11 protein-coding genes, 1 tRNA gene and 1 rRNA gene are annotated in these 17,712 nt (G+C 60.9%); 10 read left to right on the top strand and 3 right to left on the bottom strand.

What is annotated here, in order from left to right; translation table 11 throughout:
* Positions 1–258: 258 nt before the first annotated feature.
* Positions 259–335, bottom strand: a tRNA-Val gene (locus CFB47_RS00150).
* Positions 336–1,029: 694 nt separating this feature from the next.
* Between CFB47_RS00150 and CFB47_RS00145 the strand changes: the two genes are divergently transcribed.
* The 6 genes from CFB47_RS00145 (at position 1,030) to CFB47_RS00120 (ending at position 12,248) form a co-directional block, all read left to right on the top strand.
* Complete coding sequence (locus tag CFB47_RS00145) at positions 1,030–1,746, top strand: hypothetical protein (RefSeq protein ID WP_143330786.1); 717 nt, start codon at positions 1,030–1,032, stop codon at positions 1,744–1,746.
* Between the two features lie 172 nt (positions 1,747–1,918).
* Positions 1,919–5,074 (top strand): type VI secretion system Vgr family protein, encoded by a 3,156-nt coding sequence (gene tssI / locus CFB47_RS00140; protein ID WP_089460217.1) that lies wholly within the window; start codon positions 1,919–1,921, stop codon positions 5,072–5,074.
* Between the two features lie 50 nt (positions 5,075–5,124).
* Positions 5,125–9,870, top strand: a complete 4,746-nt coding sequence (locus tag CFB47_RS00135) for an RHS repeat-associated core domain-containing protein (protein WP_089460216.1) — start codon at positions 5,125–5,127, stop codon at positions 9,868–9,870.
* Positions 9,867–10,232 carry a hypothetical protein gene (locus CFB47_RS00130; RefSeq protein ID WP_306426900.1) on the top strand — a complete coding sequence of 122 codons (366 nt, stop codon included), beginning with the start codon at positions 9,867–9,869 and terminating at the stop codon, positions 10,230–10,232. Before CFB47_RS00135 ends, CFB47_RS00130 begins: the two co-directional genes overlap by 4 nt.
* Positions 10,233–10,557: 325 nt before the next feature.
* Entirely contained in the window at positions 10,558–10,881 is a 324-nt protein-coding gene (locus tag CFB47_RS00125) for a hypothetical protein (RefSeq protein WP_089460215.1), read from the top strand.
* 806 nt (positions 10,882–11,687) lie between these two features.
* Positions 11,688–12,248: a hypothetical protein gene (locus CFB47_RS00120; RefSeq protein WP_089460214.1), complete on the top strand. Its 561-nt coding sequence runs from the start codon at positions 11,688–11,690 to the stop codon at positions 12,246–12,248.
* A 247-nt stretch (positions 12,249–12,495) separates the two neighbouring features.
* On the opposite strand, the gene CFB47_RS00115 is transcribed toward CFB47_RS00120, so the two are convergent.
* Both CFB47_RS00115 and CFB47_RS00110 read right to left on the bottom strand, forming a co-directional pair.
* Positions 12,496–13,254, bottom strand: coding sequence for an anti-sigma factor (locus CFB47_RS00115; protein WP_089460213.1), 759 nt, complete (start codon positions 13,252–13,254; stop codon positions 12,496–12,498).
* On the bottom strand, positions 13,251–13,772 hold the full coding sequence (locus tag CFB47_RS00110) for a sigma-70 family RNA polymerase sigma factor (RefSeq protein WP_089460212.1): 522 nt from the start codon (positions 13,770–13,772) through the stop codon (positions 13,251–13,253). Before CFB47_RS00110 ends, CFB47_RS00115 begins: the two co-directional genes overlap by 4 nt.
* Positions 13,773–13,928: 156 nt before the next feature.
* Here CFB47_RS00110 and CFB47_RS00105 point away from each other — a divergent pair, with 156 nt between their 5' ends.
* The 4 genes from CFB47_RS00105 to CFB47_RS00095 all read left to right on the top strand — a co-directional run bounded on the left by CFB47_RS00105 (position 13,929) and on the right by CFB47_RS00095 (position 17,660).
* Positions 13,929–15,023 carry a catalase family peroxidase gene (locus tag CFB47_RS00105; RefSeq protein WP_089460211.1) on the top strand — a complete coding sequence of 365 codons (1,095 nt, stop codon included), beginning with the start codon at positions 13,929–13,931 and terminating at the stop codon, positions 15,021–15,023.
* Complete coding sequence (locus tag CFB47_RS00100; RefSeq protein ID WP_179258910.1) at positions 15,023–15,553, top strand: cytochrome b; 531 nt, start codon at positions 15,023–15,025, stop codon at positions 15,551–15,553. The genes CFB47_RS00105 and CFB47_RS00100 overlap by 1 nt, the downstream gene beginning before the upstream one ends.
* A gap of 218 nt (positions 15,554–15,771) precedes the next feature.
* Positions 15,772–15,951, top strand: coding sequence for a hypothetical protein (locus CFB47_RS40105; RefSeq protein ID WP_076841315.1), 180 nt, complete (start codon positions 15,772–15,774; stop codon positions 15,949–15,951).
* 176 nt (positions 15,952–16,127) lie between these two features.
* A 16S ribosomal RNA gene (locus CFB47_RS00095) occupies positions 16,128–17,660 on the top strand.
* Positions 17,661–17,712: the final 52 nt, after the last annotated feature.

Raw genomic sequence — 17,712 nt, 5'->3', positions numbered from 1 at the left:
GGAGATCGGGAGACGGTCGGAACCGCCGCTTCGATGCGCCCACGATTCTACGCGCGGCGCAGTGGCCGTTGTATGGCGGATCGAAGTGTCGGCGAGGAAGGATGCGATGCCGTGGATCGCGCAACGCATCGGGGCGACATGCGTTGTTTCGGCTGGAAAAAGAAAAACGCCACGCGATGTTGCCGCGTGGCGTTTGTATGTTGGCGAGCCGCATTGCCTGTAGGCAAGTTGTGCTGCCAGACCCCTTCATTTGTTCGTTGGTAGGCTCGATTGGATTCGAACCAACGACCCCCACCATGTCAAGGTGGTGCTCTAACCAACTGAGCTACGAGCCTAAGAAGCCGCGAATTATAGAGAGGGTTTTTGAGGAGCACAAGCCCCTTCGTGAAAATTTTTTGAATCGAGGTGCGTGAGGGCCGACGATCGATGTTGCGTGGCGATGCCGCGAACGCTGGCTTCACCTGTTCGCATCACAGCAAAACGCGTCGATGCGCTGTGGTGTTATCCACATTGCCCTCTGGATAACCATCCGGCAAGCCTCTGGATTCACAGTGGAACGATTGAGGATATGTCGCCGCGGCTGTGAATCGACGAAAAGTTGTTCTGTGCTGCCGGGAGCTGTTCACGTCGCGCACCCAGGGTTATGCATTCTGCTTCCCGTCGAGAATTCATGGGGTTAGGGACGTTATCCACAGTGAGGCACAGGGTTTGTTAACTATCACTACGTATGTATACGAACTCTGTTAACACCTTTGGATAAGCACAGTCCGTCGACTGTGATCCGCGCAGGATATGCACTGCGTGCGGTGACTGGATGAACGAAGCGGCAAGCTGTGAGGCGCATCGGACGATGCGCGAGCCGCTGTATCTGTAGAATCGCCGGCATTCAGGATCCGAAGGCCTGGCGCACAGGCTCGCGACAGATGAGTGATTCTTCGTTGACCCGGCTATCGATGTTTTCCGCGACGAGATGAACCCTGGTAAAAAGCAGGGCGATACCAACGATGATGCTCGCAAGGGGAGCCAGTGATGGGACCGATTGTTTGCCATCGCCACGGGTTCAACGTTGTCAGAATGACATCGGAACGTGCCCATGCACGCGTCCGGGTGCGCGGCCAGTTTGCGCCCGGGGAACTGGTCAAGGTCTCGCTCGACCGGCCGAAGTACAGCCGTGAAATGTGGGTGCTGCGTGCCGAGTTCGACGAACTCGAGGTCGAAGCGCCGTTCGTCGGGAACGTTGCTCATGTCACCGCGTTCCCGAAAATTGCAGCGCTCGAGCGTTTGCGGGCCTATGGCTGCTCGACGTGTGTTGACGAGTTGCTCGTGCGGTCTGGTGAAACACCACGTGAGCCCAGGTCGCTGCAGCAGGCATTCGACACATCCGTCGTCGCGGCCGATGCGACATGGCCGGAGGGTTTCGTGCAATGCGAGCGTCACGGGTTGATCTCGCCGGTACTGACATCGCCTGATATCAAAGCAGCGATCCTGTCGACCGGCGGGATTCGCGATTGTCGTGTCGTGCAGGTGATCGATGGCACAACGAGGTATGAGCAGAAGTACTGGTTCAGCGAAGCGTTTCTGCATCAGGTGCTTGGGCCGGGAGCCGGGGTCGAGGATTCGGCGCTCAGAATCGCTGACGAGGAAGCGTTCCGGGTGTTGTGGAATGCCGGCGAACCCGTGTGCCGGTACTGCCTGCGCGAAACGTTGAAACGCAGCGGCCTGGGTGACGACGACACACCAGCCTGAACTGAACGAAGCGACGACGGCTGGGGTGATCCACATGACGGATCGCACAGCTGTTTCTGTTTCTGTTTCTGATCCGACGATTAACATTGACGCATTGATTAAGCGGTAAAATCTCGCCCGACTAAGTCACAGACACCATCCGAGGGTGCTGAAATAAAAAAAGGGCTGCATCATGGATATGCCGGACATTGGCGCCGCGATTCGCGGTGGCTTGCTTCAGCAGGATCGTTTGCTCAAGTTGGACACCCCCCTGGGCGCCAACGCACTTGCCGTACGGCGCGCGGTCGGCCGATCGCGGATAGGCAGGGACTACTCATTCACACTCGATGTCGTATCGAACAATGACAGTCTTGAACTCAAGAAGCTGATCGCTCAGCCTGCGACGCTCTGGATTCAGCTCGAGAACAATGCGTACCGGCCTGTCAGCGGCTATCTCTATACCGCGCGTCGGCTGGGCGCGAACGGCGGCCTGACGACCTATCAGCTTGAGCTGCGTGCCTGGATGCATGTGCTCCGGTTCCGCCGCGACGAGAAGATCTGGATCGACAAGAATGTCGAGGAAATCATTTCCGACGTGCTTGGAATGCACCCGGAAGCACGCGCGCGTTTCCGCTTTGCGTTGTCGCAGCCTTTGGCGAACCGTTCGTACACGCGGCAGAGCGAAACGGACTGGGACCTCGTGCACCGATTGATGGAGAGCGAAGGGCTCTACTGCGCATGGCAGCAAGCTGACGACGGCAAGTCGCATACGCTCGTCATCACCGACAACTTGCAGGCGTTCGTGCCGCTGTCGCCGGAAACCGTGCGCTTCTACCGCGGCGGCACGGCAGGCGAAGCCGACGCGTTCACGCAATGGTCAGGGACCCGGACACTGCAGAGCGTGACGCTCACGACGCGCACGTTCGACTACAAGAATCCTTCGCAGCCGTCGAACCCGAAAGGCACGTCGCTGCCGACGATGGGCGGCCAGGGCGAGTTGCCGGATCAACTCGAAGTCTACGAGTACACGGGCGCTTACACGTATCTCGATCAGACGCGCGGCGACCATCTGACGAAGGTCAAGATGGAGGAGTGGGAGTCGCGGGCGAAGCGCTTCCATGGTTCTGGCGGGGTTCGCGCGATCGATGCCGGCCGGCGCTTCACGCTGGCCGATCATCCGGTGCATGATCGCGACGTGGCCGACCAGCGGGAGTTCGCCGCGATCGAGGTGGCGTGGTGGATCGAGAACAACTTGCCCGTACCCGCTAGCGATTCGGATTTCCCGCATAGCTTGAAACGTTCGATTGACCGGACGCGAGTGCGATACGAAAACACGCCAGGGCTTCAGGTTTCGCATAACGACGGATCGGCCGGCTTCTATCTCGTCGAAGTCGAAGCGCAGCGCGTGAGCGTGCCGTATCGCAGCCCGTTCGAACATCACAAGCCGGAGATGCATCTCGAGACGGCGATCGTCGTCGGGCCGCAGGGCGAGGAGGTCTATACCGACGAGTTGAACCGGATCCGCGTGCAGTTCGTGTGGGACCGCCTGAATCCGGGTACCGAGAACGCGTCGTGCTGGGTGCGCGTCGTGCAGTCGGATACGGGCGGCGGCTACGGCGGCGTGCATGTGCCGCGCATCGGCGAGGAAGTGCTGATCGATTATGTGGGCGGCGACTGCGACCGTCCGCTCGCGGTCGGGCGCGTGTACAACGGTGCGAACCAGCCGCAATGGCATACCGACGGGATCCTGTCCGGGTATCGGTCGAAGGAGTATTCGGGCGGCGGCTATAACCAGCTCGTGATGGACGACGCGACCGGGCAGAACCGCGTGCAGCTGATGAGCAGCAGTGCGAACAGCCTGCTGCATCTGGGCTACATCATCGACCAGAACGGCAATTCGCGCGGGTCGTACCTCGGCAGCGGCTTCGACCTGCGCTCGGATGCGTACGGCGCGGTGCGGGCGAGCCAGGGCCTGTACGTGACGACGCATCCGAAGGCGGCGAACAGCCAGCCGCTCGACGTGAAGGAAGCGCAGCAGCAACTCGTGACGGGCGAGAGCCTCGTCGAGGCGATGTCGGGCGTGAGCGAGCAGCATCAGGCGGAAAGCCTGAAGGACGCGCAGGACACGATGCGCGCGTTCACGGATGCGACGCAGGACAGCGCATCGGGTAGCGCGTCGGGCGGGCGTACGGCCGGCGGCGGCACAGGTAACGCGAACGCATTCAAGGAGCCGGTGATGCTGTTCGGCAGCCCGTCGGGGATCGGGATGTCGACGCAGCAGTCGGTGCATGTGGTCGCGAACGATCACGTGAACGTGGCGAGCGGGCAGAGCGTGCATGTGGCCGCAGGCAAGTCGCTGATCGGGAGCATCGGGCAGAAGCTGAGCCTGTTCGTACAGAACGCGGGGATGAAGCTGTTCGCGGGCAAGGGCAAGGTGGAGATCCAGGCGCAGTCGGACAACATCGAGGTGACCGCGCAGAAGGCGGTGAAGGTGGTGTCGGCGACGGACCGGATCGAGATCGCGGCCGATCAGGGGATCCTGCTGACGAGCGGCGGGGCATACATCCGGATCAAGGATGGCAATGTCGAGGTCCATGCGCCCGGGACGATCGACGTGAAGGGGGCGTCGCATACGTTCGCGGGGCCGGCGAGCATGGGGTATCTGTTGCCGAGCCCGCGACCGGATCAGCCGGGACAACTGGAATTGCTGCACCAGTACGCGAATGGCGAGGGTTTCAAGGGCGGCAAATTCAAGGTGCTGGACGCCAGCGGTGGCGTGTTGAGAGAAGGTGCGCTGGATGCAAAGGGACACACGATCGTGAGCGGCTTGCCGGCCGGCGCAGCGCAGGTCCAGTTCGGCGAAGATCCGCGCAATCAGTACGATCCGTCGAGCGTATTCAAGACGGCGCAATGGCCAGCTAAGCCGATGCAGGAAGGGAATGCGGCTGCGACGGCGATGTCTCAACTCAGCGGCCTGTTGCCACCTGGGGCGCTGCCGGGTGCGACGAAGGTTGCAGCCGTCGCGGGGCAGGCCGCCCAGGGCGGCATCGGGAAGGCGTTGAGCGGACAAGTGACGGGGCTCGCGCAGGTGGCGCTTGCTAACGCGTTGCCGTCAGGCGCGATGGGCGCGGTGTCGGGGGCGACCCAACTGGCCGGCATGGCGGGGCAGGTTGTCCAGGGAGGTGTTGGTCAGGCGGTGAGCCTCGCCAAAGGTGCCCTTGCCAGCGCATTACCGTCTGGTGCCGGTGCGGCCCTTTCGCAGGCCAGCCAACTCGGCGCCGCAGCCCACCAGGTCGGTGCGCTCGCCCAAGCCGCGCGAAGTGCCGTGCCTGCGCTGAAGGTTCTCTGAGTATCCGCTCGCGCAAGGCGCGATCCATCACTTTCGAATAAAGAACAACCATGACCGCTTCTTCGGGCGTCATTCTTCCCAAGCCGACTGAGGTCTACGTCGCGCCGTTGCTGCAGATCGAGACCATCGATGTAAAGGCCGGCGTCAAGGCTTGTGACCGGTGGTTGCGTGCCATCAGCCACGACTTCATCACCATCGAGCGGATCGAGATGGTTGCCAACGCGCTGCCGGTGGTGGCGAACATCATGGCAGCCGTCGATCTCGTGCTCGATATCAAGGACATGATCGAGCATGGACAGAGCGGCAAGCATCCCGATGTGTTCGACTATCTGAACCTCGGTCTCGACTTGATCGGGATCATCCCGATTCCACCCGGGACTGCCGAATTCCGGATGGGTGTACGTCCGGTGATGAAGCTCGTGCGGCAAAAGGTCGTCGAAAGCGGCAAGGCAGTCGGTGAAGCGACATTGCAGGTCATGCAGACCGCACTGCTGCAGGCACTCATCGACAGTCTGAGCGAGCAGTTCGCCGGCCGTATTCAGAGTTTCGTCGATGGCGTGAAGAAAGAGCTGGACAACCTGCTCAAGACTTGCGCCGATTACATCGAGAAATTCATGATCGGCTTCGCGCGCCTGTTCGAGGAGGTGGCGGGCGAGAAGCAATTGAGCGTCGCGCACAATGTGCGGGCGGTTGGGCAGCATGCGGGCCAGGTTGCGTCTGGCTTCGCGGCGCATGATGCACGCAAGACGTTTGCGGGGCTCGGTCATCTGATCGTCGACTTCGTGAAGATCGAGGCGAAGGAGCTCATCAATACAGGGACGCAGGTGGCGAAGGCACTCGATCTAAAGTATCGCGAGCCGCTGCTGAACATGGCGAAGACGTTGCGCACCTTGGTGCCGGTGATCAAGGAAAAAATCCTTGCGCTCGGCGGTGTAGACGCGGGCAAGATCGGTTGGCTGATCAATCTTATCCAGGTCGCCATCGACAAGAAGCGCGACTTTTTGCATCGTCAGCGCAAACACCAGACCGGAATCAAGGAGCAAGGCAGCACGAAAGTGCACCGCCAGGAGGGTGAAGGCCAGAAGGAATCGGTCCGGCATACGGAAGAGGCGCAGCATCCCGGCCCGAACGACTGCAAGCTCGGATGTCCGGCGTCGACGCCCGCGGCGGCGACGAGACGTTCAGTCGGGTTTGCGCTGGGCGACGAAAGGGTGACCCATCAGGATTTTGTCCTTCCCGGTGTGATGCCGATCATATGGAGCCGCACCTATCGATCTTTCTTCGACGCAAATGACGTGCATGGCGAGCTCGGCGCCCGATGGATCACATCATTGACGACGCGCATCGACATGCATGCATCGAAGCTCGTATATCACGATGCGACCGGTCGCAGCATCGACTATCCGCTGCTTTCCCCGGGCGACGCGCACGATGATCGCGGCGAAGGATTGACCTTGTTGCGGCTGGACGAGTCGTGGGTCACTGTCACGCGAGGCCACGAATTGCTTGAAGCATACGAGAAGCGCGGCGACGCGTTTCGTCTCGCATTCATCAAGGATCGCTCCGGCAATCAGCTGACACTCGACTACGACGCGCAGCAACGCCTTTCTCGGATCATCGCGCCACAAGCGATTGTTGCGTTCGCATACGACGACAAGCATCGCATCGCCGAGGTGTTGCATCACGATAGCGAAGGAGCACGGGTCGGCACGCTTGCGCGTTACGAATACAGCGAGGACAACGATCTCGTCGCGGCGACGGATCGCAACGGCAACCGTCGTGAATATGCGTACCGTCACCACCTGATCACGCGCTATACGGACCGCACCGGTCGTGGCACCAACCTTGAATGGAGCGGAACCGGACCGAAGGCAAAATGTGTTCGCGAATATGCGGATGGTGGCAGCGACGAGACGCGCTTCGCTTGGCACCCCGACTTCCGGATGGTGAGCGTGACCGATGCGCTCGGCAACGTCACGCGACACTACTACGACCGTTACGGCTATCCGTTCAGAATCGTCTATGCGGAAGGCAGCGAGGAGTGGATGTATCGCGATGTGCACCACAATCTCGTGCAGCATACGTATCCGGATGGCGGCAACGAGAAGATGACGTACGACGCCCGCGGCAACATGGTGCGCCACCAGCGTGTCGACGGCAGCGTGATCGAGATGGAATATGACGAGAAGGATCAGATGATCCGCATTGTCGATCCGCAGGGGCATGCATGGAAACGCGGCTATGACGAAGCGGGGAACGTCGTGCTGGAGACGGACCCGCTCGGCCACGAGACGAAATACAGCTACAACGCGCAGGGGCTGCCGAGTGAAGTGACCGATGCGAAGGGTGGCACGACGGTCATGGCATACGATGAGGCTGGACGACTAACTGCGCATACCGATTGTTCGGGCAAGACGACGCAGTGGAAATACGATGCGCAAGGTCGGTTGGTCGAAGCCACGGATGCGATGGGTATCGCGACAGGGTTCGGCTATGGCGCAAACGGCTGGCTGAATGAGGTGCGTACGCCAGCGGGCGTCGAACGCTTTCAATACGACGCGGAAGGGCGCCTGCTGAACTACACCGATCCAATGAACCGCACGACGCGCTACGGCTACGATGCGGCGGGTCGGTTGCACGCACGCAGCGACGCGCTCGGCCACACGCTGAACTACGGCCACGATCGCCTTGGCCGGCTGGTCAGTCTGATCGATGCGAATCAGGCCAGCTATCGATTCACCTATGACCCTGTCGGCCGGCTGCTCGAAACGGTCGATTTTGACGGGATAGTGACGCGTTACGGCTTTGATGACGAAACGAATCGCCTGTCGACCATCGACGTTGCGGGAAAGGTCACACGGGTCGAATACGATGGTGCAGGCCGGCTGACACGCCGCACAAGCGGCGATGCCGACGAGCGCTTCGCTTACGATGCGCTCGGTCGTCTGGCCGACGCGCAAAATGCATTCAGCCGGGTGCAGCATTTCTTCGATCCGGTCGGCAATCTGGTTCGCGAACATCACGCGTACGACTTGTTCGGTGTCAAGCGCAGCTACGTGTGGCATCACACGTATGACGAGCTGGGCAACCGCAAGCGGACGATCCGACCGGATGGCCATGCGATCGACTGGTTGACCTACGGTTCCGGGCATGTCCATGGGATGCTGCTCGATGGCGACGAACGGATGCAGTTCGAGCGGGACGATCTGCACCGTGAGGTCCGGCGTGTGCTGCCGAGCAAACTGATCCAGAGTACGGATTACGATCCGGCGGGCCTGATCCGCAGCCAGACACTCCGGCGCGAACATGCGCCGGCGCCGCTGAGCGGCAGACATTACCGCTACGATCTCGCGGGTCAGCTGACGCATGTCGAAGACAGTCGGCGCGGATTGAGCGACTACCGATACGATCCGATCGGACGATTGATCGAGTCGATCGGGCCCGGAGGCACGGAGCGGTTCGCGTTCGATCCGGCGAGCAATGTGATCGACGCACGGAGTCCTGATCATCCTCAGGCGCGCACGCCGGCGAACCCGGTTCGGCCTGAAAGCACGTTGCCACCGCAGGTATCGAAGGTGCTCGGCAACCTGCTTCGTGCGTATGCGGGCAAGCAACTCGAGTATGACCCGCAGGGCAACCTCGTCGAAACCCGAGCGGCGGGCAGCCTGCAGCGCTTCGAGTGGGACGGATTCAATCGACTGGCACGGGCCCTGACTGAAACCGAGGCACGCCGCAGCGAGGCACGTTATTTCTACGATGCGTTCGGGCGGCGAATCGCGAAGGAAGTCGATGGTGTTGTGACGACGTATGGCTGGGAAGGCAACGCGCTCGCATACGAAAGCGGCGCCACGAGCAGTACGCATTACGTGTACGAGGCTGATTCGTTCGTGCCGCTCGCCCAGTATGTCGGCGCGGCGGTCGAAGGTGTGGAAACGCCGAGCCACGATGCCGCGATGCGTCATACGCCTGAGGATGATCCACTGCGGCGAATTCCGGAACCGAAGTCGAAGGCAGGGGTGTACTACTACCACTGCGATCAGATCGGCACGCCGCAGTTGTTGACCGACGAGCTTGGGGACGTGGTGTGGGAGGCCAGCTACAAGGCTTGGGGTGGCGCCCGAGAAGTCATCGAGCGCGTATCGCGTGCCACGGGCTTGACGGTGCGCAATCCGATCCGATTCCAGGGGCAGCAACTGGATGACGAGACCGGGCTTGCCTACAACCGACATCGTTACTACGCTCCGGAGAGCGGACGTTTCATTTCGAAGGATCCTGTCGGCTTGCAGGGCGGACTGAATACGTATCGGTACGGCCCCAATCCCACGGGCTGGATTGATCCGTTGGGTACGACCTGCAAGAAGTTCAGGTCCGGCCGGTTTGCGACGCCGGATGGTGCGGCAAAGGCCGCCTTGCTCCGATACAACGACAAGTCGATTCGTGACAACCTGGAATACGGTGGACTCATCTACCGGACGCCGGATGGTCGGTTCGACTATACGAAGGCGATCAGGGGGGAAGGAGATGTCGTTAATCCGTGGGATCCGCGCGCGCCCCAACCTCCGAATTGCGCACAAGAGGTCGGTTACTGGCACACGCACGGCGATCACACGGATCGGCGTGGGAATAGAACGACAAGGAGCAGGGACTCCTACAACAGCAATGAATTTTCGAAACAGGACAAGGATGTGGCCGCAATGGGGCTGGGTGACGACCCCGACTATCGAGGTTATCTCGGCACGCCAAGCGATGGCCACAAGGGCTACCATGCCGCCACGAAAACGGTCTATTCACTATGAAGCACATTGCCCCGCTTCTTCTATTGACGATTCCTGTACTTGCCATGAGTAAAACAATTTTTGGTGATGCGGACAACGATAGCGTCACCCTCAATACCGCAACAGTCATCGGGCTGCGCTCGGCCTATGCCGACTTCGAAAAGAGCGAGCAGGACATCAATAATTTCGAAGTGTCCGTCTACGAACGAAAGGCATCCAACGGCGAAGGTGTCGATGGAAAAGACGTCATTGGCGTATCGTTTACCGCAAAGTTCATCCCGGGAATGAAGGGCCTTGGTAACGCAAACCGGCTCGGGAAGTCGATCAACTACGTCATCTCGCCAGAGAACGGAGAGATCCTTGCGATCTATCTGGCGAGGTAGTCGATCACGCAACCTGCTTTATACGGTCGACGAGTGGCGGGAACGAGCGGAGTGTCTTTCTCGCGGGCCGCATTGAAGGATGCGCAGGCGGCAGAGCTGAACAAGGCCAGCAATTCGGCTGCCGCTGCAGAAGCGGCCGGAAGCGCACTGGGTCATCAGCTTGCCTGCCGAATCGACGATTGCGTGCGACGTTCTGGTCGTGAGTCGAGTCGAGCGAAGGTCGGCCAGCAACACAAAGAGGGGCGGGCGTGCTTCAACATGGCTTTTCTTCGCTATCGATACGCGATGCATTCGCGAGATCAGGTGTCAGGACAACGGAGGCTCGATGCCGTTAGTGCATTGCACGTCTCACGGATGCGGCGGCGGCGAGCTTGTTACGCAAGCCGTGCGCCATCTCGTCAATGATCGTCAGAGCTGGAAGGACGATGATGGTGTCGTGCCTTTGACGCTTGTTCGTGACGAGATCGAATATCCGGGTTTCATGCTCGATTCGGAGAGAGGGACGATCGCCGATTTGGGCGGCACGTACGAGGATGGTGATGTTTATCGCTTCAGCGACGACGAATCGATGGAGGCGGCGATCGGTTTATTGACAACGACCTGCGGCGCTTGCCTTCGTGAATTTAGGGCGCTGCTCGAGACGGGATAAGTGATGCCAGCGCGCGACATGTGCTCGCGCGGGCTCGGTAACGCGAGTCCGCTCGGAATTTCGATCCAGTACGTCGTTTCTCCGGAAACCGGCGAGATTCTCGGGGTTTATCTGACCAAGTGACTTCGGAGGTGGTGAAGGTCGTCAGCCTTCACGTGTGGACAACTGCGGCACAAAACGATGCAAAACGCTGTGCTGACACAAGGTGAGCGTTTGCCCGGATCACCAGTTGGGTGTGGATCTCGGCGAATGTTGACCTCGACAAGCCGATCAGAATGTTCGAGCACGCGACTGAACGGAGAGAAGCAAGCGCTGAGAATGGGGTGTATGAGGAACGTGCATCGGGTTTCGTGCGCTTGTCCACAGCGCGTATGTGGACAACTCGCATACCCAACCAGTCGAATCGCTGTGCGTCGAACAGGTGAGCGCCATGCATTCAACCATGCGAATCAGCCCGAACGCCTTGTCTGACAGGGATTTTCCGGAATAGCGCAGGCGATGTGGAGCGTGCTCGCGCGATCCGTCGTGATGGAATGCCTTGTGGATATCGAGCAGCCAACGCACTCGAAATCCTGTGCATTCAACGGGTGAGGGTGCGCGAATTCGGCGAGGATGTTCGCGTTATCTCACGGGTCGTGGATATCGCACTTTCATACCACTCGACTCCACGATTCGCGGTTCGCTTCAGGCACCGACTCGGCGAGCGTCGCGAGAGAAGGCGGCATATGCCAGGACAAAGTCGCCCAGCGAGGATGACCGTTCGCTATGCTGCCGGTGACAACGCACCGATTCCCTCCGCGACACACATGAGCGCAACTGCACGGACCCTTCTCAAAGCCATTCTGAGCATCCCCATTGCCGTTGGGCTGGCCTATCCCCTTGTCCATCCGTCCGAAGAAGGAGGCGTTCTCGGCGAAATAGCGGTGCTTGGGACAATCGGCAGCATCGTCGTCATCGCGGTTTTCCTGGCGCTGGTCTATGCCTACGCGAGCGACCTCAGGACGACCCTGAAATTGGTCAACCGAGGATCGCGCGCGGCCGAACCCAACAGCGTCTGGCTGATGTTCCTCTTGCCCTACAACTTCATCGAGGACTTCTTCATTATTTCCAACGTGGCGAAGTCCCTGGAAGCGGAGTCTCGTATCAATCCGGCTCTGTCGGGGTTGCGCTCGTTCGGCCGGACCAGCGGCATCGGGTGGTGTCTCGCCCAGGTTCTTTCATTGATACCCAATGCCATTGGCTCGATCGCTGGCGGTGTCGCGGTTTTCCTCTGGGTTTGGCACTGGGTGTTCGTGCGCCGGACGAACAAGATGCTTGCCGGCAGCCAGGTCTCCGTGGCGACGCTACCTGGACGGACAGGATCGTAGCCCGCCTTGGAAGCCAGATCGCTTACCCGTGATCGATGTGGATATCCCGTTCCACTGCGACTCGAAACCCTGTGATTCCAAAGGTGAGGGCGCTGGCGCGGCGCGATGTGCATAACAGCCGGGGAAAGTCAGTCGAAACGATGTGCGGGCGAGTGGTGAGCGGGCGCCCGTTCAAGCCCGCCGGGCCGCCCCATTAAAGGCGCTGGCGGCTGCCACTAACCGCCAGCCGGGCGCGCATCCTGCCACTTCAAGTCTGCTGGTCGAGCGCCTGCACGACTGCCTTTTCGCCAAGACTCCCCGTCGGCCCGACCACCGCATAGTTGAGCCCGTTCACCGATCCATACCGCGCAAGCAACGCACCATCCACGCGTTGCCCGGCCGGCAGCAGCCGATGTTTCGATTCCGCCGGCCGGAGATAGAAGCTCAGCGTCCGGCCGGCCTCGTCCTCATAGAGCACCATCGCGGCAGTCGCCCCGCTGTCCGTCGTGAACAACCGCCCACCGACCGGCCGGAACCCCGCCGCGCTCAAATCCGGCAGCTTCGCCGATGCGCCCACGCCTTTGGTGAGCCATCCCTGCAAATCGCCCGCACCGGTCGGCCGGTAATCGACCTTGGCCGTCCGATCGACCACCATCATCTGATAAGCCTTGACGGCATCGCTCATCGGCGCGATGGGCGGAGGCGCGTTCCACCCGCGCGCCTGCCATCCGCCGAACGTCCCGAGCCCGATGCAGAACACGAACGAAGCCGCCATCGCGAACCGCATGCGTGTGCGATCGGCCCTCCGGCCCCGAATCGCGGCCGGATCCAGCGCGGGGTTATCCGCCGGCATCCGCACGCTCTCGAGCGCGGCCCGCAACCGCTGCGCATCCTGCTGCCATTGCCTGACCTGTTCCGCGCGCGCCGGATGCAGCGCGAGATAGCGCTCGACCGCGGCACGCGCATCGTCGTCGAGCTGGCCGTCGACATAGGCCTGAAGGTCATGTTCGTTCGGAGGCGTGTTCATTTCTTCATCAACCGGAGAGAAGGAGCGGGAAGCTCGCCGTCGCTGAGCTGACGCAGCGCCTGGCGCGCGCGGGAGAGCCGCGACATCACGGTGCCGATCGGAATGTCGAGCAGGTCGGCGACTTCCTGATAGGTGAAGCCCTCGACCGCGACGAGCAGCAGCAGGCTGCGCTGCTCGTCGGAGAGCCGGCCGAACGCTTCGAGCGTCGCGCGCGCCGCGAATTCGCGTTCGGCGGACGGCCAGTGCGCTTCGTCGTCGTCGCGAATGCGCCCAAGCAGCCAGGCATAGCGCTTCGCGCTGCGTTTGCCGTCGAGAAACTGCCGGTACAGGATCGTGAAGAGCCAGCTGCGCAGCGACGCGTCGTCGCGGCGGCTCGTCCAGCGCGACAGCGCGCGCTCGAGCGTCGACTGCACGAGGTCGTCGGCCGCGTGGACGTCGCGCGCGAGCCAGAGCGCGAAGCGTCGCAGCCTGGGGATGAGTTCGCGCAGTGCTTCGTCGTCGAGGGCGGTGGAGGGCATGGCCGGGCCGGTTGCCGAAAGGGTCGAGATGCCACGTAGGACGCCGGTCGGCGCCGCTTATTCCACCAGCATACGAAAAAACTTTTCGTGGAATAAAGCGGCGCGGGTGGCGTCCTACGCGGGTTCGACAATGACCTGACGGTCGGGAGCCTATATATGGAGCGATCTTCTTCCTCTTCTTCGCCGCAGCGCGAGCCCGGGCGCGGGTGGTGGCGCTGGGCCGCGATCGGCGGCGCGGTGGCCGGCGTGGCCGTGGCGTTCGGGTATGTCGGCGGCTGGCTCGCGCCGGCGCGTCTGACCCCGCACCGGATCGTCGACGCGTTGCAGACGGCCGGCGGCGGCATTCACCCGGGCTTCCGGCGCAATCACGCGAAGGGCGTGTGCGTGACCGGTTACTTCGAAGGCAACGGCGCGGCGAGCGCGTATTCGGTCGCGCCGTTCTTCCAGGCGGTGCGCACGCCGGTGGTCGGCCGGTTCGCGTTGCCGGGCGGGAATCCGTATGCACCCGACAGCAGCGTGCCGATCCGCAGCCTCGCGCTGAAGCTCACCGCGCCTGATGGTGAGCAATGGCGAACCGGGATGAACGCGATGCCCGTGTTTCCGGTCGCGACGCCGCAGGCGTTCTACGCGCAATTGGTGGCGACGCGAGCCGATCCGAAGACGGGCAAGCCCGATCCGGCGAAGGTGAAGGCGTTTTTCGGCGCACATCCGGAGACGGCCGCGTTCCGCGAATGGATAAAAGGTGCGAAGCCGAGCGCGAGCTACGTCACCGAAAGCTATTACGGATTGAACGCGTTCTACTTCGTCGACGCGGCGGGCAAGCGCCACGCGGTGCGGTGGCGTGTCGTGCCGGAGCAGACGGCCGGCGCCGGTGACGTCGCGACGGCCGCGGACCCGAACGTGTTGCAGCAGGACGTGACGCAGCGGATCGCGGCCGGTCCGCAGAAGTGGAAGCTGCTGGTCACGCTGGCGGAGCCTGGCGACCCGGTGGACGACGCGACGAAGGTCTGGCCCGCGCAGCGCACGACGATCGATGCGGGCACGCTCGTGCTCGACCACGTGGAGGCGCAGGACAGCGGGCCGTGTCGCGACGTGAATTACGACCCGACGGTGCTGCCGCAGGGGATTCAGGTATCGGGGGATCCGTTGCTGGCGGCGCGGTCGGCAGCTTATGCGGATTCGTATCTGCGCAGGACGAGTGAAGAGGCCGGGGTAGCGGGCGTGGCGCGATTGAGTGGGGAGGGACGGTGATGAAAGCTTCGACGACGTTTGGCTTGCCGGCGCGGGTGCTGCACTGGGTGATGGCCGCGATGATCATCGCAATGCTGTTCATCGGGGGGGGGATGGTGGCGTCCGTTTCCGAGCGGCATGCGCTTCTGGTGGCGATTCACAAGCCGCTGGGCATTGCCGTGCTGGTGCTCGTGTGCGTGCGGATCGTGGTGCGGGTTCTGTCGAAGCCGCCGGCGCTGCCCGAGGATCTGCCGTGGTGGCAGAAGGTTGCCGCGCACGGGTCGCATCTCGTGCTGTATGCGCTGATGCTCGCGATGCCGCTGATCGGGTGGGCGATGCTGTCGGCGGGCGGGTATCCGGTGACGCTGGGTGGCGGTGTGCAGCTGCCGGCGCTGGTGTCGGCTGATCCGGTGACGTTCGCGTGGCTCCGGGTCGCGCACCGGGTGCTGGCGTATCTGTTCTTCGCGACATTCCTCGCGCACTTTGCCGCGGCACTGTATCACGGGCTGATTCGACGGGACGGTGTGGTGAGGGCGATGGTGGGGCGGTGAGCGGCGGAGGATTGCGCTCGATGCGGCGGGGCGGTTCACGGGCAACCGGGGCTGTTCCCGCCGTGTCGCATATATATGACTGGAGAACAGGTTCAGCGACCCCCGCTACCACATGTCAAAATAATTTCACAAAAGGGGTTGCGGAGACTGAGGCAGGTGCTTAGAATCACGCCTCTTTCGCGCTAACGGAAACGCAGCGCGGGGAAAGGAGGGAAGCGGTGCTGTTGAAGTCGGTTTTATCGATTCCAGTGCTGACGAAATTAAACCGTAGTCGTCGCAACGAAGTAGTTAAAAAAGTTGTTGACGGATTTAAAAAAACGGTTGATAATCTCGCTTCTCTGCTGCTGAAAACGCAGCGCTGCCGGGAAACACGAAGTTCCTCGCAGAATGCTCTTTAAAAATTAACAGCCGATAAGTGTGGGCGCTTGATGGAAGCGAGCTGATCCTCGGATCAAATAGCGAAAGTATCAAGAGTCTCACACTAAAGTAAGTCAGGTTTATGAAGTAATTCATTTACCTGTCAGCTTTGAGTGAGCGACCGGTTCTTAACTGAACCGAAAACAGTAACAGGTTTAAACTGAAGAGTTTGATCCTGGCTCAGATTGAACGCTGGCGGCATGCCTTACACATGCAAGTCGAACGGCAGCACGGGTGCTTGCACCTGGTGGCGAGTGGCGAACGGGTGAGTAATACATCGGAACATGTCCTGTAGTGGGGGATAGCCCGGCGAAAGCCGGATTAATACCGCATACGATCTACGGATGAAAGCGGGGGACCTTCGGGCCTCGCGCTATAGGGTTGGCCGATGGCTGATTAGCTAGTTGGTGGGGTAAAGGCCTACCAAGGCGACGATCAGTAGCTGGTCTGAGAGGACGACCAGCCACACTGGGACTGAGACACGGCCCAGACTCCTACGGGAGGCAGCAGTGGGGAATTTTGGACAATGGGCGAAAGCCTGATCCAGCAATGCCGCGTGTGTGAAGAAGGCCTTCGGGTTGTAAAGCACTTTTGTCCGGAAAGAAATCCTTGGCTCTAATACAGTCGGGGGATGACGGTACCGGAAGAATAAGCACCGGCTAACTACGTGCCAGCAGCCGCGGTAATACGTAGGGTGCGAGCGTTAATCGGAATTACTGGGCGTAAAGCGTGCGCAGGCGGTTTGCTAAGACCGATGTGAAATCCCCGGGCTCAACCTGGGAACTGCATTGGTGACTGGCAGGCTAGAGTATGGCAGAGGGGGGTAGAATTCCACGTGTAGCAGTGAAATGCGTAGAGATGTGGAGGAATACCGATGGCGAAGGCAGCCCCCTGGGCCAATACTGACGCTCATGCACGAAAGCGTGGGGAGCAAACAGGATTAGATACCCTGGTAGTCCACGCCCTAAACGATGTCAACTAGTTGTTGGGGATTCATTTCCTTAGTAACGTAGCTAACGCGTGAAGTTGACCGCCTGGGGAGTACGGTCGCAAGATTAAAACTCAAAGGAATTGACGGGGACCCGCACAAGCGGTGGATGATGTGGATTAATTCGATGCAACGCGAAAAACCTTACCTACCCTTGACATGGTCGGAATCCTGCTGAGAGGCGGGAGTGCTCGAAAGAGAACCGGCGCACAGGTGCTGCATGGCTGTCGTCAGCTCGTGTCGTGAGATGTTGGGTTAAGTCCCGCAACGAGCGCAACCCTTGTCCTTAGTTGCTACGCAAGAGCACTCTAAGGAGACTGCCGGTGACAAACCGGAGGAAGGTGGGGATGACGTCAAGTCCTCATGGCCCTTATGGGTAGGGCTTCACACGTCATACAATGGTCGGAACAGAGGGTTGCCAACCCGCGAGGGGGAGCTAATCCCAGAAAACCGATCGTAGTCCGGATTGCACTCTGCAACTCGAGTGCATGAAGCTGGAATCGCTAGTAATCGCGGATCAGCATGCCGCGGTGAATACGTTCCCGGGTCTTGTACACACCGCCCGTCACACCATGGGAGTGGGTTTTACCAGAAGTGGCTAGTCTAACCGCAAGGAGGACGGTCACCACGGTAGGATTCATGACTGGGGTGAAGTCGTAACAAGGTAGCCGTATCGGAAGGTGCGGCTGGATCACCTCCTTTCCAGAGCTTCTCGCACAAGTTGAGCGCTCACGCTTATCGGCTGTTGATAAAG

The organism is Burkholderia sp. AU27893 (assembly GCF_002223205.1).
Lineage (GTDB): Bacteria > Pseudomonadota > Gammaproteobacteria > Burkholderiales > Burkholderiaceae > Burkholderia.
Note: the sequence above shows the minus strand (reverse complement) of the source record. Positions and strands in the feature narration are given on the sequence as shown.